At 58.1% G+C, this 19213-nt stretch carries 16 protein-coding genes; 6 read left to right on the forward strand and 10 right to left on the reverse strand.

The genetic code is table 11. The features are described from left to right. Nucleotides 1-15 precede the first annotated feature (15 nt). From ACR0B0_RS08625 to ACR0B0_RS08635, 3 genes are all read right to left on the reverse strand, one after another. On the reverse strand, nt 16-2322 hold the full coding sequence (locus ACR0B0_RS08625; protein WP_170349972.1) for a Tex family protein: 2307 nt from the start codon (nt 2320-2322) through the stop codon (nt 16-18). A gap of 64 nt (nt 2323-2386) precedes the next feature. After that, the gene (locus tag ACR0B0_RS08630; RefSeq protein WP_480647340.1) at nt 2387-3418 is read right to left on the reverse strand and encodes an Ldh family oxidoreductase; all 1032 of its coding nucleotides are present in this window, start codon (nt 3416-3418) and stop codon (nt 2387-2389) included. An 85-nt stretch (nt 3419-3503) separates the two neighbouring features. Then, nucleotides 3504-4442: a c-type cytochrome gene (locus ACR0B0_RS08635; protein WP_480647342.1), complete on the reverse strand. Its 939-nt coding sequence runs from the start codon at nt 4440-4442 to the stop codon at nt 3504-3506. 48 nt (nt 4443-4490) lie between these two features. Between ACR0B0_RS08635 and ACR0B0_RS08640 the strand changes: the two genes are divergently transcribed. From ACR0B0_RS08640 to ACR0B0_RS08650, 3 genes are read left to right on the forward strand one after another with little or no spacing between them, the layout of a single operon-like run. Further along, complete coding sequence (locus ACR0B0_RS08640) at nt 4491-5063, forward strand: RNA polymerase sigma factor (protein ID WP_480647344.1); 573 nt, start codon at nt 4491-4493, stop codon at nt 5061-5063. Then, nucleotides 5060-5800, forward strand: a complete 741-nt coding sequence (locus ACR0B0_RS08645; RefSeq protein WP_480647346.1) for a hypothetical protein — start codon at nt 5060-5062, stop codon at nt 5798-5800. The genes ACR0B0_RS08640 and ACR0B0_RS08645 overlap by 4 nt, the downstream gene beginning before the upstream one ends. Before the next feature lie 58 nt (nt 5801-5858). Beyond that, nucleotides 5859-6938 carry a helix-turn-helix domain-containing protein gene (locus ACR0B0_RS08650; RefSeq protein WP_480647491.1) on the forward strand — a complete coding sequence of 360 codons (1080 nt, stop codon included), beginning with the start codon at nt 5859-5861 and terminating at the stop codon, nt 6936-6938. Here the strand turns inward: ACR0B0_RS08650 and ACR0B0_RS08655 are convergent. Then, nucleotides 6911-7801 carry a LysR family transcriptional regulator gene (locus tag ACR0B0_RS08655; protein ID WP_480647348.1) on the reverse strand — a complete coding sequence of 297 codons (891 nt, stop codon included), beginning with the start codon at nt 7799-7801 and terminating at the stop codon, nt 6911-6913. The genes ACR0B0_RS08650 and ACR0B0_RS08655 overlap by 28 nt on opposite strands. Before the next feature lie 103 nt (nt 7802-7904). Here ACR0B0_RS08655 and ACR0B0_RS08660 point away from each other — a divergent pair, with 103 nt between their 5' ends. The 3 genes from ACR0B0_RS08660 to fcl all read left to right on the forward strand — a co-directional run bounded on the left by ACR0B0_RS08660 (nt 7905) and on the right by fcl (nt 11040). After that, nucleotides 7905-8786, forward strand: coding sequence for a phytanoyl-CoA dioxygenase family protein (locus ACR0B0_RS08660; RefSeq protein ID WP_170552073.1), 882 nt, complete (start codon nt 7905-7907; stop codon nt 8784-8786). A gap of 141 nt (nt 8787-8927) precedes the next feature. Beyond that, the gene (gene gmd / locus ACR0B0_RS08665) at nt 8928-10052 is read left to right on the forward strand and encodes a GDP-mannose 4,6-dehydratase (protein WP_170349978.1); all 1125 of its coding nucleotides are present in this window, start codon (nt 8928-8930) and stop codon (nt 10050-10052) included. Nucleotides 10053-10062: 10 nt separating this feature from the next. Beyond that, a complete protein-coding gene (gene fcl, locus ACR0B0_RS08670; RefSeq protein WP_170349979.1) occupies nt 10063-11040 on the forward strand; it encodes a GDP-L-fucose synthase in 978 nt (325 codons plus the stop codon). Nucleotides 11041-11073: 33 nt separating this feature from the next. On the opposite strand, the gene ACR0B0_RS08675 is transcribed toward fcl, so the two are convergent. The 6 genes from ACR0B0_RS08675 to ACR0B0_RS08700 all read right to left on the reverse strand — a co-directional run bounded on the left by ACR0B0_RS08675 (nt 11074) and on the right by ACR0B0_RS08700 (nt 18921). Next, on the reverse strand, nt 11074-12150 hold the full coding sequence (locus tag ACR0B0_RS08675; RefSeq protein WP_480647351.1) for a DUF2793 domain-containing protein: 1077 nt from the start codon (nt 12148-12150) through the stop codon (nt 11074-11076). Between the two features lie 206 nt (nt 12151-12356). Then, complete coding sequence (gene galU / locus ACR0B0_RS08680) at nt 12357-13250, reverse strand: UTP--glucose-1-phosphate uridylyltransferase GalU (RefSeq protein ID WP_170349981.1); 894 nt, start codon at nt 13248-13250, stop codon at nt 12357-12359. 305 nt (nt 13251-13555) lie between these two features. Next, nucleotides 13556-15361, reverse strand: coding sequence for an ABC transporter ATP-binding protein (locus tag ACR0B0_RS08685; protein ID WP_170349982.1), 1806 nt, complete (start codon nt 15359-15361; stop codon nt 13556-13558). 1 nt (nt 15362) lies between these two features. Continuing rightward, nucleotides 15363-16292, reverse strand: coding sequence for an ABC transporter permease subunit (locus tag ACR0B0_RS08690; protein ID WP_170349983.1), 930 nt, complete (start codon nt 16290-16292; stop codon nt 15363-15365). A 10-nt stretch (nt 16293-16302) separates the two neighbouring features. Continuing rightward, the gene (gene oppB / locus ACR0B0_RS08695; protein WP_170349984.1) at nt 16303-17226 is read right to left on the reverse strand and encodes an oligopeptide ABC transporter permease OppB; all 924 of its coding nucleotides are present in this window, start codon (nt 17224-17226) and stop codon (nt 16303-16305) included. Nucleotides 17227-17292: 66 nt separating this feature from the next. Next, the gene (locus ACR0B0_RS08700; RefSeq protein ID WP_170349985.1) at nt 17293-18921 is read right to left on the reverse strand and encodes a peptide ABC transporter substrate-binding protein; all 1629 of its coding nucleotides are present in this window, start codon (nt 18919-18921) and stop codon (nt 17293-17295) included. Nucleotides 18922-19213: the final 292 nt, after the last annotated feature.

The following is a 19213-nucleotide window of genomic DNA, read 5'->3' on the forward strand; positions in this document are numbered from 1 at the left end:
GAATGCCCGTTTTCATCAACGGTCCTTCATCGCAGATTTCAACGCATCCGCAAATGCGCTGTTATGCGCTTTACTATCAGATTTTGCGCGTTGCGATCCTTTGGGTTTTGACAGGCCAGTGTTCTTTTTTGGTCCTCGACTGGCCCGATCTTCGCGAGCTGATGTTCCGCCATCCTTGCGCATGGTTAGGCCAATCCGCTTGCGGGGAACATCCACCTCGACCACGGTGACCTTGACGACCTGTCCGGTCTTGACCACCTCGTGCGGGTCTTTGACGAAGCGGTCGGCCAATTGACTGACATGGACCAGCCCGTCCTGATGCACCCCGATATCCACAAAAGCGCCAAAGGCGGCGACATTTGTCACTGTGCCTTCCAACACCATGCCCGGTTTCAGGTCGGTGATCTCTTCGACACCGTCGGTGAACGAGGCGGTGACAAAACTGGGGCGAGGGTCGCGACCGGGCTTTTCCAGCTCGGCAAAGATGTCGCGCACGGTCGGCAAGCCGAAGGTGTCGTCGACGAATTGTTCTGCGCGTAACCCCTTTAGCGCTCCGTCGTGACCCATGATCTGACGGATGTCGCGCCCGCAGGCCGAAACAACCCGGCGGGCCACGTTATAGGCCTCGGGGTGAACCGACGATGCGTCCAGAGGTTCCGATCCGTCGCGTATGCGCAAAAAGCCTGCACTTTGCTCATAAGCGCGCGGGCCAAGGCGGGCGACCTTCAGCAGCTCTTTACGTGATTGAAATGCGCCATTCATGTCGCGATGCATGACAATTGCTTCGGCCAAGCCGGGCCCCAACCCCGAGACATGAGAGAGCAGGGGGGCCGAGGCCGTGTTCAAATCAACCCCCACCGCGTTCACCACATCTTCGATCACAGAGGCCAAAGATTGCGACAGCCTGTGCTGGTCCACGTCATGCTGGTATTGGCCGACCCCAATAGATTTAGGTTCGATCTTAACCAGTTCGGCCAGCGGGTCCTGCAGCCGACGAGCGATGGAAACCGCACCGCGTAACGACACGTCAAGATCGGGGAATTCGCGCGCGGCCAGTTCTGAGGCGGAATAGACGGATGCGCCAGCCTCGGACACAACAACCTTGGTCGGGGCCGAAACAGCTTTTGGCAGCAGTTTCAGCGTATCACCCACCAGTTTCTCGGTTTCCCGGCTGGCGGTGCCATTGCCGATGGCGATCAGTTCAATTTCGTGCGCAGCGATCAGGTTCAGAATGGCGGCCTGCGCGCCGCGTAGATCGTTCTTAGGTTGAAACGGATAAAGCGTATCGGTCGCGACCACTTTACCTGTGGCATCAACCACCGCAGCTTTGACGCCAGTTCGAATGCCGGGGTCCAGACCCAGGGTTGCCTTGGCACCCGCCGGTGCAGCAAATAGTAAGTCTTTGAGATTGCGCGAGAAAACATCAATTGCTTCATCCTGCGCTCGGCCGCGCAGATCCGCCATCAGCTCGACCATCATCGACAGCGACAGCTTAACCCGCCAAGTCCAACCCGCCACTTTACGTAGCCACAGATCTCCGGGACCGTCTCCACGTGTGTGAAGGTGCGCGGCGACAATCGCTTCGGCACGGGCGGCACCGGTTTCGGGATCGGGCGCGATATCCAGTGTCACGATCCCCTCTTTCGAGGCCCGCAGCATCGCCAACGCACGATGCGACGGGGCTTTTGCCCAAAGCTCCGAATGGCTGAAATAGTCGCTGAACTTCGCGCCTTCCTGTTCCTTGCCTTCAATTACTTTTGAAGTCAGCAGGGCCTCGCGCTGCATGAAATTGCGCAGCTCACCCAGTAGGGCGGCGTTTTCGGTCAGCCGTTCGGTGATGATGTCACGCGCGCCGTTCAGCGCGTCCTTGACGGTTGCCACTGCTTCGGTGACATATCCCTGCGCCAGAATTTCTGGGTCAGCCGACCGATCCGCCAGAATGGCATCCGCCAGCGGTTCCAACCCATTCTCGCGGGCAATCATCGCCTTGGTGCGGCGCTTGGGTTTGTAGGGCAGGTAAATGTCTTCCAGCTGCGCCTTGGTATCGGCCTGTGCGATGGACTTGACCAGATCGTCGGTCAGCTTGCCCTGGTCCTTGATCGAGCCAAGGATCGTCTCGCGCCGCGCTTCCAGTTCGCGTAAATAGGTCAGGCGGTCAGAAAGGGTGCGCAGTTGGGTGTCGTCCAGCCCACCCGTCACCTCTTTGCGGTAGCGGGCGACAAAAGGCACGGTGGCCCCTTCGTCCAGCAATTTCACCGCGGCCCCCACCTGTTCGGGGCGGGCATTGATTTCGGTGGCGATGGTGCGGGCGATGCGGTCCAAGGGGGCCTCCTGAATATGTCTGGAGGGACTTCTTAGCCAGCCGCATCGCCAAGGGAAAGGGGCTTTAGCGCGCCTGGGCCTTTTCGGCCAAAGCCTGCAAGTCGACGTACAGTGTTTTGGCTATTTCGACGAAGCCGCGTTCAGTGTTGCGGGCCCGCGCGGCAAAGCGCCTTTGCGAGGGCAGGCGGGCGCCCTGGTCAGTGATATCGGCAAACAGACGTTCGGCACGGGTATCATTCTCATCGACTCGACCGCCGCTGAATTGCGCAGGATCGAAGGCCAGCAGGATTTCCCCGTGATAAGGTGCGCCGCCGGCGCCATCGGCGAATTCCATGCTTTCCAGACTGGTCAGATCATCGATTAGTGGACCGGCCAGCAGTTCGATCATAATCGACAGGGCCGAGCCCTTGTAGCTGCCAAAGGTCAGCATCGCACCGTCCATCGCGGCCTGTGGATCGGTGGTCGGGTTGCCGTGTTTGTCGATGGCGACACCTTCGGGCAGGGGCTTGCCTGCGCGGTGGTACAGTTCGATTTCTCCCCGGGCAAAGGAGCTGGTGGCGAAATCGAAGGTAAACGGGTCTTTATTCTGGCGAGGCCAGCTGAAGGCCAGCGGGTTGGTGCCAAGGCTGCCGCGCGTGCCACCGGCGGGGGCGACCCAGGCGTGGCTTGGGCCCATCGCCATCGCCGCCAGACCGACCGCGGACAGACGCTCCACCTCGGGCCAGAGTGCCGAGAAATGGAAACACCGGTTGATCGCCATGGCGGCGATGCCGTGGGTGCGGGTTTTCTCGATCAAAACCGGCAGCGCTTTTTCGAACGCCAGCAGGGACATCCCGCCCTGCGCATCAACCCGAACGACTGCGTTATCCGACGGTTCAAGGACTGGCTCTGCATGCCCGTCGATCTGACCCGCATTTATCGTGTCGGCGCACATGAACAGGCGGAACAATCCATGTGATTGGCAATCGTCGATTTGACAGGTGGTTAGCGTATCGGCGATCGCTGCGGCATGATCCGGCCCGAAACCAGACGTGGTCAAAATAGAAAGGCTGAGGTCTCGGACTTCGTCCAATGACAGTTTGACCGTTTCGCTCATGCCCTGCGTCTCCCTCATCGTGACTGAGACAAGGGATAGCGTGGCAGAGCGGGCAAAGGGAACCCGGTTTTCGCCGGGTTCGGGATCAGCCCTGCGCTTCGGCCTGCAGATAAGCGATCAGGTTGGTGATATCTTCGTCTTTTTTCAGGCCGGAAAACTGCATCTTGTTACCGGGAATCGTTCTGCGCGGGTCAGAAAGGAACGCGGTCAGGGTGTCAGCGGTCCAGACAATGCCCGACTCTTGCAATTGGGCCGAATACCGGAACCCGTCCGCCTGTCCGGCTGTGGCGCCGATAACCCCGTGCAGTGACGGACCGACAGTGTGGCGGTCTTGCTCGAGCTTGTGGCAGGCGCTGCATTTGCGGAACACTTTCTTACCCGCCTTGATGTCTCCTTCCACTGCGGCGACGGCAGACGGGGCAGCAGGGGCAACCGCAGCCTGTTCGCCATCCAAGTTGAAGATCAGCCGGGCCGTCACCGGAACCGTGCGAGTGATGCCGGGCAGGCTGGCCAGCTCCATCAGTTTTTCGACCCCAGCATTGACGCCTGCGTCTTCGGCGCTGATGAACACCATGTCGTTGGTCGACACCATCACCGAGGACTCAGAAAGGCGGGCCACAAACATCTCGGCGTCGAAGGCCACATCCGTTCCAGCCAGGGACAACACGGCCTCGGTATCGACGGTGGTGGTTTTGCCAATACCCAGACTTGAGACTTCGGCCATGTCAAACGTGGCCGTCAGCGCCGCAGTACCTGCTTTGCGAAACACGTACTCGATCATGCGTTCGTTACGGATGTCGATATTGGTCTCGACCGAGAACAGGTCGATCTGAATCTCGGCCTTGCCGTCCGGGCTGACATGACCGCTGAGGTTGGTGAAGGAATTGACCTCGCCCACGGTGTCTTTCTTGATGGTCCCATAGGCCAGATGCGATCCTTCGGGGACAAGGGTCCAGCCGTCCGCCAGCGCCGGGGTTGCAACAATTGCCGACGCAATCGTGACTGCCTTCAACAGAAGTTTCATTTCTTTCCTCCTCGGGTTATGTCAGTCCTGACCCCGCGGGCCCGGTCCGTGGAAAGCAAACACACACAGGTCGCGATTTATTCGATGGGTGGTGAGATTAGTTCGGAACAGGCCGTGCGCGGCGCGATCCAGATGCATTCGAAACGCGTCTGGCGGTTTGGGCTGGCACTGTCCGGCGCATCCGACGTGGCCGACGATCTGCTACAATCCACATGTCTGCGCGCGTTGGAACGACACCACCAGGTCACGTCACATGACCGGCTGGATAGCTGGCTGATGACGATCTGCCGCTCGATCTGGTTGAATGAGGTGCGGTCGCGTTCGGTTCGCAAGGCGCAGGCGCTGTCCGTGACGCCCGAAGCAGACTTAATTGCACCCGGAAACGATTCAGAAACGAATATTTTCGCCACTGAAGTGTTTACACAAGTGATGCAGCTGCCAGAGGCGCAGCGGGAGACGGTCGTGCTTGTGTTCGTCGAGGGCTATAGCTACCGCGAAGCTGCCGCGTTGCTGGAGGTGCCGATAGGAACTATCATGAGCCGGTTGTCCAATGCCCGGCAGAAACTGAAAACTGTGATGCAGCATGAGGCGGCAGACACCGTTCGACGGAGTGGCAAATGAAGTTTTCCGATGAGACGCTGTTGGCGTATCTGGAAGGCAATCTGGATGAGGCCGAAGCCGCCGCGATCGAAAGCGCGGTTGAGGCGGATCCCGCATTGGAACAGCGCCTGATGGCGCTGGACCCGTTCGCACCTGTGGTGCAGGCGGTTTTCGAACGTGTGCCAGTGGAAACGCCCCAGGTTGATTTGCCACAGCCGGTGGCCCCGGTCGTGCGAGCCGGTGGTGGGCTGCGTCTGCTTGCCGTTGCGGCTTCGGTCGCGGTCGTTGCTGCGTCGGCGACCTTTTGGGCGACCCGTCCAGAGCCGCTGGGCTGGGTTCAACAGGCAGCGATTTATCAGTCGTTGTATGTGCCAGAGACGATTGTGTCGCTGGACAGTTCCTCTCAGGCTTTAGACAAGCAGTTCGCGCAGGCTGAGGCACAGCTGGGTCGGTCGTTGAACCGCGAAGAGCTTGAAACCCTGCCGGGGATGGAGCTGAAACGCGCGCAGGTCCTGTCATTTAAGGGCAAGCCGTTGGTTCAGGTGGTGTTTGCCGATGCGGAAGGTCTGCCTTTTGCCTTTTGTGTCATCCGACAGGGTGAGGGCGCGCCGAACAAGGATGTGCAACAGGCCGTGCTGAGCGGTCTGGCCACAGCCAACTGGGCGCAGGACGGATATGGCTACATGCTGATCGGGAGTAACGATCAGACCGATCTGAGCGGTCAGCTGGATTTTCTTACTGAAAGTTTTGCGGGTTAAACGCGTAATGCGCAAAAACGCCTTGTGAAGCGAGGCAAATCCTCGAAATATAATGGGTATGAAGAAAAAGCCCGTCATGCCTGATCCGGATGAGGACGCCGATGCGGTAGGCCCACCCAGTATCTATGATGTGGACCCGCCCGAAGACGATGACTTGTGGTTTCTGCCGCCCGAGGATGAAGAGGCGGTCGAGGATTTTTTGCCCCCGGGCCCGAAAGTGGATCGCCGTTTGCTGTTCGATCCGCGCGATTGGCGTACGGCTCAGGCCGAGCTGTCTTTTGAACTTGCCGACCTGGCGGCAATTTTCGGTGCTTTGGATGAGAGGTTGCGGGCCGGGCCGGATGGATGGACGCATCGGCTGGCGCTGATGGATGTATCCGATCTGGGCTGGTGGACCGGGGACCGGATCAGTGTTGACCGGCTGGCGTTGTGGACCGGTCTGCGGATCGGTGCAACCGGTGATGACGTTCAGGCTTTGTTTCGGGCCGGTTGGGCGGTACGGCGTTTAACTTCCGGACCGGGCCCGTCTTCGGATGGGTGGGAAATTGGCCTGACCGCTTTTTTGGATCGCATGGCGCAAGGTATCGAAGACATCCCCGAGGCAGTGGCCGATCTGGCAGAAGTGATGCGCAATTCCGAAGGCTTGCATCCGGTGACGCAGGCGGCCATGGGGTTCCATGCCTGGCGCGCGCTGTCTCAGGGGATCGGACAGGATACCGAAGCCGCAATTATCGCGGCCCGCCACGCGGCAACGATGGGGCGGGGCGGGGCGATGTTCATGCCTTTGGCGCTGTCCGGTCCCGGGGCGCTGCGCGGGGTTGGCGAGGTAGACGAAAAGCTTTCGGCCTGGATCAGAGGGGCAGGGCAGGCAACCTTAGCCGCGCTGATGCATCTTGATCGGGTCAGCGCTTGGGAACAACGCGCGCGCGAGGCAACCAGCGGGCTGAGCGGGCGGACACCGCCTTTGTTGATCGACGTTCTGACCGCCTGGCCCATGGTTTCAGCCCCACTGGCCGAGGAACTGACAAAAGCGTCACGTGCAGCGGTACAGCGCAATATCGACCGGTTCGCCCGGCGCGGCCTGATCCGCGAGGTGACAGGGCAGGGGCGTTACCGGGTCTGGACCGCCGCATTGTGATCCAGCAGCCATTCGCGAAAGGCACGCGCCGGTGGCCGCAGGGCTGCGCGGGATGGATAGACCAGATGGTAGGTTTCGTGACCTGCCACTTGAATGTCAGGCAGGCAGGGGATAAGGCCCGACATTTCCATGATCCGATCTGATGCGGGCGCGCGGGCCAGTGCGATGCCACCGCCGCTGGCCGATATCTCGGCCGCTATCAGGGAGTTATCCGCAAAGAAAAACCGCGCCTGACCTGTCGGCAGACGTAAGGTCTCGAACAGATGCAGCCAACTGGCGCGGTGAGTCGAAACCTCGATCAAAGGGAAACGGAACAGATCTTGGGGGTGGTGAATCTGATTGGCGATATTTGGCGGGGCTACGGGATACAGGCGTTCATGCAACAACACATCACTGTCCGCGCCATAGAGTGTCGGATTGCCGAAAACGATCTGCAAATCGGTGAACTGGTTGGCGAAATCTGAAACCAGATTGCCGGTGGTCAAGGACAGGCTGATCTGCGGGTGCGACGCGTGAAAGTCTGGCAGCCCACCGGCCAGAATGCCGTGCGCATAAAGCAGAATGGATTGCACAAACAACCGCTGTTCCCGCGTTTCACCGAACAGCCCCGTGGTGGCGGTTTCCAACATCAGCAGCGATTGTTGAACAGACGGCAGATAAGCCCGCCCCGCCTCGGTCAAGGTTACGGCATGGGCGTGGCGGTGAAACAGCGGCGTGCCCAATCGCGTTTCCAGCGCTTTCACCTGCTGGCTGACGGCTGCAGCCGACATGTTCAACTGCGTGGCCGCGCGGGCAAAGCTTTCGGTGCGGGCCGCGGCCTCGAACACGCGCAGCCAGTTGAGGGACGGGATACGGGACGACATGAGAATAGGCTAAGCTGAACTTAGCCTAACGGGCAACAGGTTGTGCGCTGACCTTGTGGCGTTCCGGCCTATCCTGCGTGAATCATCATTCAAGAGGTGCCTCATGCCGCAATCAGCTAACTCACCCCACGCCCTGACGGTGAACCAGTCCGAGAAATATTGGGAAGACGGATTTCTGTTCCCTCTGACGGTTTTTTCTCCCGATGAGATCGCCGAAATCCGCGCGGAATTCGAACAACTCGAGACCGACTGGCTATCTGCAGATCTGCCTTTGCCATTGAACACCTACAAGCGTGTAAACGCACATCTGGTCATACCTTTGGCCGCGAGGGTGGCACAGGACCCGCGGGTATTGGATGTGGTCGAAGGCGTATTGGGGCCGGATATCATGGTCTGGTCCGCCGAGTTTTTCGTCAAAGAGGCCCATACCGAACACACGGTGGGCATGCATCAGGATCTGACCTATTGGGGCATGGGTGAGACACCGGATCAAGTGACCGCCTGGATCGCGCTGTCCCCGGCCACGGTCGAAAGCGGTTGTATGGATTTCGTACAGGGCAGTCATAAAAACCCGATCCTGCCGCATAACGACACCTATTCCGACACCAACCTGTTGTCGCGCGGGCAGGAAGTCGCCGTTGATGTCGCAGACGAAGACAAAACCCATATCGAACTTGCCCCTGGGCAAATGTCGCTGCATCACGGGCTGACTATTCATGGCTCGGGTCCGAACCGATCCGGTGATCGCAGAATTGGTCTGGCGATCCGCTATCTCAACCCCAACGCCCGGCAACTGGTTGCGGATCGTGACTATGCCATGTTGGTGCGCGGTCAGGACGAACGGTCAAACTTTGTTCATGTCGCCCCCCCGAGCGCGGCCTTCTCTGAACAATCGCTGGCTCTGTACGAACAAGTACGCCGGGATCAGAGCAAAGCGCTGGCGGATGGTGCTAAAAGCGATGTGCCGCTCTACGGGACGTCCTGACGTTAAATAGTGACGTATACGCAGGCTGGCGGTTAATAGCCGCCAGTATTTTCAGTGATTTAATGCGTTGGGTTGCATTCCGCGAGTTCTTGCTGTTTCTGAGGTGGAAAAGATGCACACAGTATTTCGTGGGAAAATAAGATGACGAAAAAGGCGTTGATTACAGGTATTACCGGGCAGGATGGGTCCTATCTGGCAGAATTCCTGCTGGAAAAAGGGTATGAAGTTCATGGGATTAAGCGCCGGGCGTCGTCCTTTAACACGCAGCGGATCGACCACATTTATCAAGATCCTCATGACCCCAACCCCAAATTGCACCTGCATTACGGCGATCTGAGCGACACGTCGAACCTGACGAGAATCATTCAGGAGGTGCAGCCGGACGAAGTTTACAACCTGGGTGCGCAGTCGCATGTGGCGGTCAGCTTTGAATCTCCGGAATACACGGCAGATGTAGACGCCATCGGAACCCTGCGCCTGCTGGAAGCGATCCGTTTTCTGGGGCTGGAGAAAAAAACGCGTTTCTATCAGGCGTCCACGTCCGAGCTGTATGGTCTGGTCCAGGAAACGCCGCAACGTGAGACGACCCCGTTCCACCCCCGTTCGCCATACGCGGTGGCCAAGCTGTATTCTTATTGGATCACCGTCAACTATCGCGAAGCCTATGGTATGTATGCCTGCAACGGGATCCTGTTTAACCACGAAAGCCCGCGCCGTGGCGAAACCTTTGTGACCCGCAAGATCACCCGCGGTCTGGCCAATATCGCGCAAGGTCTCGAAGATTGCCTTTACATGGGCAATATCGACAGCCTGCGGGATTGGGGCCACGCGAAAGACTACGTGCGGATGCAGTGGTTGATGCTACAGCAGGACAATCCCGAAGATTTCGTAATTGCTACCGGCGTGCAATATTCGGTCCGCCAATTCATCGAATGGTCCGCTGCCGAGTTGGGTATCACGTTGGAATTCTCGGGCGACGGCGTGGATGAAATCGCAACCGTCACGTCGATTGAAGGGGAAAACGCGCCGGCCTTGAAACCTGGCGATGTGATCATGCGCATCGACCCGCAATATTTCCGCCCGGCCGAGGTGGAAACACTGCTGGGCGATCCCTCGAATGCGAAAACCAAGCTGGGCTGGGAGCCCGAACTGACCGTGCAGGAAATGTGCGCCGAAATGGTTGTCGAAGACCTGAAAACCGCGAAACGCCATGCGCTGTTGAAAGAGCATGGTTACGAACTGCCGGTAAGTCTGGAAAACGGCTGAGGAACACGACATGCGCAAGATTTACGTAGCAGGTCACCGCGGCATGGTAGGTGGCGCTATTCTGCGGCGTTTGCAGGATCGTCAGGCAGCCGGCGAAGCGCTTGAGTTGATCACGCGTACACATTCCGAAGTAGATCTGACCGATCAGGCCGCCGTGCGCGACTTTATGCAGGCTGAACGCCCGGATGTCGTGATCCTTGCTGCTGCCAAGGTGGGGGGCATCCACGCCAACAATACCTATCCGGCGGATTTCATTTACGACAACCTGATGATCGAATGTAATGTGATCCATCAGGCCTTTGCCGCTGGGGTGAAACATCTTCTGCAATTGGGCAGTTCGTGCATCTACCCGCGTGCCGTGCCACAGCCGATGCGCGAGGATGCGTTGCTGACCGGAGTGCTGGAACCCACAAACGAGCCCTACGCTGTTGCCAAGATCGCCGGGATCAAACTGTGTGAAAGCTATAATCGGCAACACGGGGTCGATTACCGCTCGGTCATGCCGACAAATCTGTATGGTCCGGGTGACAATTTCCACCCCGAAAACAGCCATGTTCTACCCGCCCTGATCCGCCGGTTTCATGAGGCGCAGCGCGATGGTCTGGACGAAGTGGTGATCTGGGGCACCGGCAAACCTCGCCGCGAATTCCTGCATGTGGATGATATGGCCGAGGCGTCGCTGTTCGTGCTCGACCTGCCGCGCGATGCTTATGAGGCAAACACCCAACCGATGCTGAGCCACATCAACGTGGGCTGTGGCGAGGATATTTCGATCGCGGAACTGGCGGCGTTGGTGGCAAAAACAACCGGCTATACCGGTCGGATCACGCAGGATGTCAACAAACCGGACGGTACCATGCGCAAGCTGATGGATGTGTCCCGTCTGGCCGACATGGGCTGGCGCGCGCGCGTAGGGCTGGAAGACGGCATTCGCGAAACCTATGCCTGGTTCCTGGATCAGGCAGCGGCGGATTTGAGGGCTAAGTAACTGCTCAGGTCGGGACCCGGGCAGTTCGTTCCGTCAGAACCAGCGGCCAATGGCAATGGCCGTTGGTGTCCGCGCCGTCGCATCGCTGTTGGTGGCCAAAATCTTGAAACCTACCTGCGTTTCGGTCGGGGCTTCAAAGCCGATGAACCGATTGCTGGCCCCTCCGCTGCCACTGACCGAAATGGTTGAACCGGTTGCAAAAGTCATCGGGAAGTCCCAAACAGCCGCGCCGCTTGCGAAAAGCACGCCATCAGCATTTATACAGCCCGTTGCGGGCAGAGTGACGGTGCAAATCTGCGTTCCATCCGCAAAACGCACGTAGTCGCCATTGGGGGTTGAGCCCCGCTCGATCACCGCTCCGTCTGGTACACCGCCATTTTCGGAAACGGACCCTAACAGGTTGCCAGGGCCATAACCGTAGTCAGCCCGCATCAGGCGCCCGGGTGTGATATCATCAGGGCTGGCCTGAATTGCCGCGCCATCTGCAATGCCGGTCGTGGGGTCAAAGCTTAGTGCGTCAGTCCAGTTGCTGCCATCGGGAGAGACTTTGATGGAAAAGCCTGTAGTGCCCGACAAACCCATCTCGGCATGGCCGGTCCAATTGGACTGAAACAGTAAGGACGCGGTGTCGCCTGCACCGGCCTTGTTGATTTTCAGCTGGTGCCCACCGCCTTCGTGGCTGAGCAATGTGGCCGGAGATCTTACCGACAGGCGGTTCGTGCTGTCATAGCTTGTGGCGATACCCACTCCGTCCAAATTCTGCGTCGCCACCGGGGGATCGATCCAGGCCCCACCGTCCCAGACTTTCATTTGACCGGTGCTTTCATCCCATGCGCGCCAGCCTGTGCCGGGCGCGGCGAAATACCAGGCGTTGTCCAGCCAAGCAGCTAACATTCCGGCCTGACCCGTCCAATCCCCTGTTGGTGCGATGCCCAATGCGTGAACCTCGCCCTGGTCTGGAACGGCAGGTGGAGTCGACGCGTTTGTCGAGGCCAGGCTTAGCTGGGTAACAACATCCAGCTGTCGCAGCGCCTCGTTATGGGTGACGTGTTTCTGGGCCTGTGAAGGTTGCAGAAATGGAAGGCTCAATCGGGGTGAATTTTGTGGCACGGGCGTCCTCCTGTGGCTGTCGGTCCGACAATTGCATTGCGCGCCACATTGCCTTTTGGTGGATGAATCCCGTCTGACCGTGCCGGACGCCCGAAAAACCAATTGCTAACTTTTCAGAAGCATCAAAAAAGCCGAGGCGCTGAGCGCCCCGGCTTGTGAAAATGCCGTGCCGAGGAATACCCCGGTCGATGTGTCGTCAGAAGTTGCTACTGAGCAGCCTGATCCGTCGCCACAACGTCACGCAGATACTGGCTCAGATCCTCGCGCAAGTCCTGGCGGGCCAGCGCAAAGGCTACCGTGGCCTGCAGGAACCCTGATTTTGAGCCGCAGTCGAACCGCTGTCCGTTGAATTTGTACCCAAAGACCGGCACGCCATTGCCAATATCTTCGGCGATCGCGTCGGTCAGTTGAATCTCACCACCGCTGCCTCTTTTCAATTGGTTCAGATTGTACAATACCGACGGCCCCAACACGTAGCGGCCGATAACGGCCAGATTCGAGGGCGCATCCTCGGGCTTGGGTTTTTCGACCATGCCGCGGGCGCGTACGACCGTTCCGATATTTTCACCTACGTCTAACACACCGTAAGCGCTGGTCTTGTCTTCGGGAACCTCCATGGCTGCCACCATGTTGCCACCAGTTTCTTCATAGGCTTCGATCATTTGTTGCAGGCAAGGCTTGTCGGCGGCAATCACGTCGTCGGGCAACATTACCGCGAAAGGCTCGTCGCCGATCAGGCGACGGGCGCACCAAACCGCGTGACCCAGACCCAACGCTTTGTGCTGACGGATATAGGCAATCGCGCCACTTTCCATATTGGTGGCGTTCAGCGTTTCCAGCAGGTCTTCCTTGCCTTTGGCTTTCAGCTCCTGCTCAAGCACCAAGTTGTGATCGAAATAGTCTTCTAGTGCAGACTTGCCGCGAGAGGTCACGAAAATGAATTCAGTGATGCCGGCGGCACGCGCTTCGTCGATGGCGTATTGTACCAACGGGCGGTCGACCAACGTCATGATCTCTTTCGGGACCGACTTTGTCGCGGGCAGGAACCGCGTACCAAGCCCTGCGACGGGGAAGATCGCCTTTGTGACCTTACGTGTCATTTGACCTCTCAAGTTACTAAAACAATGTCTGACTGTTAGCGTACTACGCGGGTCTCTTAGGCGCTGTGGTCCGAACAATCAACGCTCTGTAACAATCAACGTATCATTTGCAAAGGATGGTGCCACCCGGTGCGGTAGAAGTCAAAACGATCGGGATATACCCTGCGCGACATTGCGGATTTCTGCCCTTATCTGCAGCAGAAACGGATATCTGCCTGCCATAGATTCGCCTTGCCGACAGTTGCCGTAATCACTGGGTCCAATTCAAACCCCGAAGCCGGGTGAACGGCTTCGGGGCAGCAGGGTCAGGCCCCGTTCATGATGATTTCCAGCGGGTCGTGTTCGGCCACGAAATGATCCGGCGTCACCTCGCTCAGCTGCGGCACATAATCGGTCTGACCTGCGGCCAACCGGCTGGGAAGAAACCGCAATGCGGCTTTGGGATCCATGGGTGAGGGCAGTTCACCAGGCAGCTTCAACCGCTGTCGGCTGCGTTCCACATCCGGGTCCGGGATCGGCACCGCCGAGATCAGGGATTTTGTGTAAGGGTGGATTGGATCAGAACAGATCACCTCTCCATCCCCCAGCTCGACTATTCGGCCAAGATACAGAACCATGATCCGGTTCGAGACCGCACGTACCACAGACAGGTCGTGGCTGATGAAGATCATCGACAGGCCGAACTCTTGTTGCAGTTCGCGCAACAATTCCACGATTTGCGCTTGAATGGACACATCCAGCGCCGAAACCGCCTCATCACAGATGATCAACTTGGGTTTATTGATCATCGCCCGTGCAATGCCGACCCGCTGGTTTTGCCCGCCGGACAGCTCATGCGGATAACGGTTGATCATGTTGGCCTTCAGACCAACCCGTTCCATCATGTCGGCGACCATTTCCTTTCGTTCCCGATCCGTCAGATCGGGACGATAGGTCTTGAGCGGTTCCGCGATTGAGGCCGAGATCGTCATCCGCGGGTCGAGGCTGGCCAGCGGGTCCTGAAACACGATCTGCAAGTCTTTGCGGTATTTGTTCAGCTCGGCCCGTTTTAACCCGACAATGGGATGGCCCAGCCAGCTGACATTGCCACCGCTGGGCTCGATCAGTTGAAGAACCGCCCTTGCTAGAGTGGATTTTCCACAGCCAGATTCGCCTACAACACCCAGTGTTTCACCTTTGCGGATGTCAAAACTGACGCCATCGACCGCCTTCAATGGCACCTTGCGTCCAAATATGCCACCCGGCACGTGGATCGGGAAATGGACCTTGACGTCATCAACTTTCAATAGCGGGTCTTCGACCTTGTCCAAAGCCTTCGGCGCATCGCCAGCATCGATCCGCGGCATCGCCTCTAGCAGAGTACGGGTGTATTCGTGCTGCGGTGCGCGGAAGATTTCGCGCGTGTCTCCGGCCTCGACAAACTGACCCAGACGCATGACCTGAATGCGATCGCACATCCGCGCAACAACGCCCATGTCATGGGTGATCAGGGCAATCGCCGTGCCTTCGTCCTTTTGCAGGCGCACCATCAGGTCGAGAATGTCGGCCTGCACAGTGACGTCCAGCGCCGTGGTCGGTTCATCCGCGATCAGCAGCTTGGGATTGCACAGCATCGACATTGCAATCATCACGCGCTGACGCATACCGCCCGACAATTCGTGCGGGTATTGATCCAGCCGCCGTTTTGCCTCGGGGATGCGGACGCGATCCAGCCATTCCAGACAGCGAGCCCGAGCGGCGGACCCTTGCAGCCCTTCATGTACCTGCAGAACCTCTCGCATTTGCTGACCGATCCGCAGATGCGGTGTCAGCGCGGTCAGTGGGTCCTGAAAGATCATGCCGACATCATCGCCACGGATCTTGTTCAGCTTGTTGATAGGCAGGTTCAGGATTTCCTTGCCGTTTAGAGTAGCGGACCCCATGGCCCGTCCGGCAGGCGGCAACAATCCCATCGCGGCCATGAAGGTCTGGCTTTTGCCTGACCCGCTTTCACCCACGATGCCAAGGCATTCGCCCGGATTGATGTCGAAACTGATGCCTTTGACGGCCTCGACCACACCATCGGGCGTATTGAACTGGACGCTCAGGTCCTTAACAGAGAACAGGCTCATATCAGCGATCCTTCGGGTCCAGAGCGTCACGCAAACCATCGCCGATGAAGAACATCGAGATGATGATGGCGACATAGATTGTCAGCGGGTACATCAACTGCCACAGCGTCCCGTAAGCCATCGTTCCTGCGCCTTCGGCAATCAAACGACCCAAGGACGTGTAGGGTTCCGAAATGCCCAATCCAAGAAACGAGATGAAGCTTTCCATCAGGATCATTTCCGGCACCAACAACGAGGCATAGACGATTACCACACCCAAAAGGTTTGGCAGGATATGGCGATACATGATGGTGAACTCGCTGACACCAGCAGCGCGGGCAGCCTCGATGAACTCGCGGTTTTTCAGGGTCAGGGTTTGCCCTCGAACGATCCGCGCCATGGTTAGCCAGCCCACCGCGCCAAGTGCGATGAACAACATGAAGAACGACCGCCCCGCCACGACGAGCAGCAAGATGACGATCAATGTGGCCGGGATCGCCAGCAGGATGTCGACAAACCGCATCATGACACCGTCGGTGCGCCCGCCGATATATCCGGCGGCGATACCGTAGCAGGTTCCGACAATCAGTGCGGTTGCCGCCCCGATAAGCCCGACCAGCAGCGATGTTGTAGTGGCCTGAATGACGCGGCTGTAAAGGTCGCGTCCCAGATCGTCGACGCCGAAATAGTGCCCGGTTTCGATTGAGGGCATGCCCATGCCAGCCACGTCCCCCATAACGTTCCAGTCGATTTCCTCGTTGCTCCAGACGGCGAAATATGGGCCAAAGATTGTGAACAGGACGATCATGGTCAGAATGAAGACGCTGGCCATTGCGGCTTTGTTTCGAACAAAACGCATCCGTGCGTCTTGCCACAGCGAACGTCCCTGAATAACCGTATAGTCGGTTACGTCTCCGGCCAGCTGAGCGGCTTTTTGTGATTTTCCAAGCATTGCCAGCCCCTCAGTACCGGATTTTCGGATCGAACCAGGCATAGGCCAGGTCGGTCAGCAAGTTCACGACAACGGTCAGCGCGCCATAAAGGATCGTGACGCCCAACAGCACGGCATAGTCCCGCGACAGGGCCGAGCCGACATAGGCCTGACCTAATCCACCGGTCGAGAAATAGATGTCGACAAAGACAGAACCGGTCAGCACGTAGACAAAGACCGGCCCAAGATAGGACACAACAGGCAGAAGGGTCGGCTTCAACGCATGGCGCCAGATCACGGTTCTGGTCGGCAGGCCCTTGGCACGCGCGGTGCGTATGAAGTTCGAGTTCAGAACCTCAAGCATCGACGACCGTGTAATCCGTGCAATTGACCCCATGTAGGAAGTCGCCAGCGCAATGACCGGCATGATCAGATATTGCCACTGACCACCATTCCAACCACCGCCGGGCAGCAGCCCCAGCCACAGGGTGAAAGTCAGGATAAGGATCGGGCCCATGATGAAGTTCGGTAGCGCCTGCGCAGCAATGCCCAGACCCACGGCGAAATAGTCGATCCAGCTGTTGTGCTTGATTGCGGCGGCGATCCCCAGACCCACACCAACGGTGGTAGCAACCAGGAACGACAGCGACCCATAGGTCAGCGAGATTGGAAAACCCTGTGCGATGATGTCGTTCACATCGCGGTCCTTGAACTTGAAGGACGGGCCGAAATCGAAATGCACGACGATGTTGTAGAGGTAATCCCACAACTGTTTCCACAGCGGTTGATCCAGCCCATAGCGGGCCTCGATATTGGCCAGAACCGCCGGTGGCAGAGGCCGTTCCGAGGTAAAGGGCCCACCGGGCGCGAAGTGCATAAGAAAGAAACAGGCGACGATCAGCAACAGGATCGTCGGTATGGCGACCAGCAGTCGCCGCAGACTATAGGCAAGCATTTCATGCCCCCATGTTTATTGGCCCTGCCCCGGTTGCATCCGGGACAGGGCGAGGTTCAAAGACGATTACTCGGCGCGTTTGTAGAGGTTCTTCGAGTACCAGTTCTGCTCGACGTTGTTGATCGGCCAGTTCCCTACGTCGGTGTCCATCATGTAGACGCCGGCATAGTGGTAAATCGGGATCACAGGCGTTTCCTGTGCAATGATCCGCTCTACCTCGGTGTACAGAGGTGCAGGATCGTCCGAGGTTTTGGCTTCAGCCAGCAGTTCGTCAACGCGGGCATTGTTGTACTTGCCGTCGTTATAGCCTGATTGCGATTGCAGCAGGTCCAGGAAGGTGGAGGCCTCGTTATAGTCGCCACACCATGCGCCGCGGGCCAGATCGAAGTTCTGGTTGCCGCGCTCTTCCAGGAAGACTTTCCATTCCATGTTGGCCAGCTCGACATTCACGCCCAGTTTCTGTTTCCACATCTGGCTCAGCGCCACGGCGACTTTCTTGTGATCTTCGTTGGTGTTGTAGACCATCTCAAAGCTCAGCGGATTGTCGGGGCCGTAACCGGCACCGGCCAGCAGTTCTTTAGCCAGTTCATCCCGCTCGGGCTGAGTCATCGAGGCCATCTCGACCTCGGGGACCGTGAATCCAGCGGTCGCTTCGGGAGCGAAAGTGTAAGCCTGCGGCTGGCCACCAGCCATGACTTTTTCGGTGATGATCTCGCGATCAACGGCCAGTGACAGTGCCTGGCGGACATTAGGGTCCTTGAACGCTTCGGGACCGTCTTCCGTCAGGTTGAATGTGTAATAGTAGTTACACAGGCGCGGGAAGCTGATGGCCTGATCCGGGTGTTCCTGGCTCATGCGGGGAAACTGCCCTGCGGGAACTTCGGTGCGGTCCAGTTCGCCAGCCAGATAGCGGGTCAAAGCGACGTTTTCGTCGTTGATGACCAGCGTCACGACTTTGTCCAAGATCGTGTTTTCATTATCCCAATACATCTCGTTACGTTCACGGACCGAGCGTTCCTGCGGCAGGTGTTCGGTCCAGATATAGGCACCGTTCGAGACGATGTTTTCGGGCCGGGTCCAAGCGTCACCATGTTCCTCGATCACTTTCTGCGGGGCCGGGAAGGTGGTGGAGTGCGTGGTCATCTGCGGGAAATAGGGCAGGGGCGCGCTCAGAGTGACTTCCAGAGTGTGATCGTCGAGGGCTTTGACGCCCAACTCGTCAATAGGCTTGTTCCCGGCAATAATTTCAGCAGCATTCTCGATCGACATCAGCTCCATGAACCAGGCATAGGGCGAGGACAGTTCGGGATCGACAGCGCGTTTCCAGGCATAGACAAAATCACCTGCGGTCACCGGGTCGCCATTCGACCACTTGGCGTTGTCGCGCAGTGTAAAGGTATAAACATCCTTGGTGTCGTTGGTGGTGTAACCGGTGGCAACGCCAGGAACCAGGTTGCCGTCTTCGTCCTGGTTCATCAGACCTTCGAAAAGGTCGCGGGTGATTTCGGCCCCATAGGTATCTTCGACAACCTGCGGGTCGACCGAGCTGTGTTCATCGCCAAGGCGGTAGATAAAGGTCTGGTCATCCGCCAGCGCTTCGCCGGTTGTAGGATGGGTGCCTGCAGCAAAGGCGGCCCCGGTGATCATGGTCGTGGTCAACAACCCCGCCAGAGATGTACGAATATACTTGTTCATGTTTTTCTACTCCCGTTTTTAGGGGTCCGGCACGCGCATCCTTTCAGGATGGGTACAGGCCACCTTGTTTGTCCGACCCTGAACAAGACCAGGACGGGTTCGAATTTTGCTTTTTCAGAGCGCAAGGAACACCGCGTCGCAGTCTTTCGGTTTGCAGTCGGGAACGTGTTTGCGAAAGTCGCCTTTCACTGCCGGTGAAGGTGGCATTATTTCAAATCGGGATAAAGATGGTGCCCACAATTTAAGCAACTACAGGTGGATCGTGAACGAAATGGACGTAGGTTGGGAAATT

The sequence above is a fragment of the Ruegeria sp. BA12 genome, assembly GCF_056539625.1.

Bases quoted from the DNA above. Each gene is read 5' to 3' on its own strand.
- galU (WP_170349981.1), bottom strand. From the start codon at position 13,250: ATGACACGTAAGGTCACAAAGGCGATCTTCCCCGTCGCAGGGCTTGGT.
- ACR0B0_RS08650 (WP_480647491.1), top strand. From the start codon at position 5,859: ATGAAGAAAAAGCCCGTCATGCCTGATCCGGATGAGGACGCCGATGCG.
- ACR0B0_RS08685 (WP_170349982.1), bottom strand. From the start codon at position 15,361: ATGAGCCTGTTCTCTGTTAAGGACCTGAGCGTCCAGTTCAATACGCCC.
- ACR0B0_RS08660 (WP_170552073.1), top strand. From the start codon at position 7,905: ATGCCGCAATCAGCTAACTCACCCCACGCCCTGACGGTGAACCAGTCC.
- gmd (WP_170349978.1), top strand. From the start codon at position 8,928: ATGACGAAAAAGGCGTTGATTACAGGTATTACCGGGCAGGATGGGTCC.
- oppB (WP_170349984.1), bottom strand. From the start codon at position 17,226: ATGCTTGCCTATAGTCTGCGGCGACTGCTGGTCGCCATACCGACGATC.
- ACR0B0_RS08690 (WP_170349983.1), bottom strand. From the start codon at position 16,292: ATGCTTGGAAAATCACAAAAAGCCGCTCAGCTGGCCGGAGACGTAACC.
- ACR0B0_RS08655 (WP_480647348.1), bottom strand. From the start codon at position 7,801: ATGTCGTCCCGTATCCCGTCCCTCAACTGGCTGCGCGTGTTCGAGGCC.
- ACR0B0_RS08645 (WP_480647346.1), top strand. From the start codon at position 5,060: ATGAAGTTTTCCGATGAGACGCTGTTGGCGTATCTGGAAGGCAATCTG.
- ACR0B0_RS08630 (WP_480647340.1), bottom strand. From the start codon at position 3,418: ATGAGCGAAACGGTCAAACTGTCATTGGACGAAGTCCGAGACCTCAGC.
- fcl (WP_170349979.1), top strand. From the start codon at position 10,063: ATGCGCAAGATTTACGTAGCAGGTCACCGCGGCATGGTAGGTGGCGCT.
- ACR0B0_RS08635 (WP_480647342.1), bottom strand. From the start codon at position 4,442: ATGAAACTTCTGTTGAAGGCAGTCACGATTGCGTCGGCAATTGTTGCA.
- ACR0B0_RS08700 (WP_170349985.1), bottom strand. From the start codon at position 18,921: ATGAACAAGTATATTCGTACATCTCTGGCGGGGTTGTTGACCACGACC.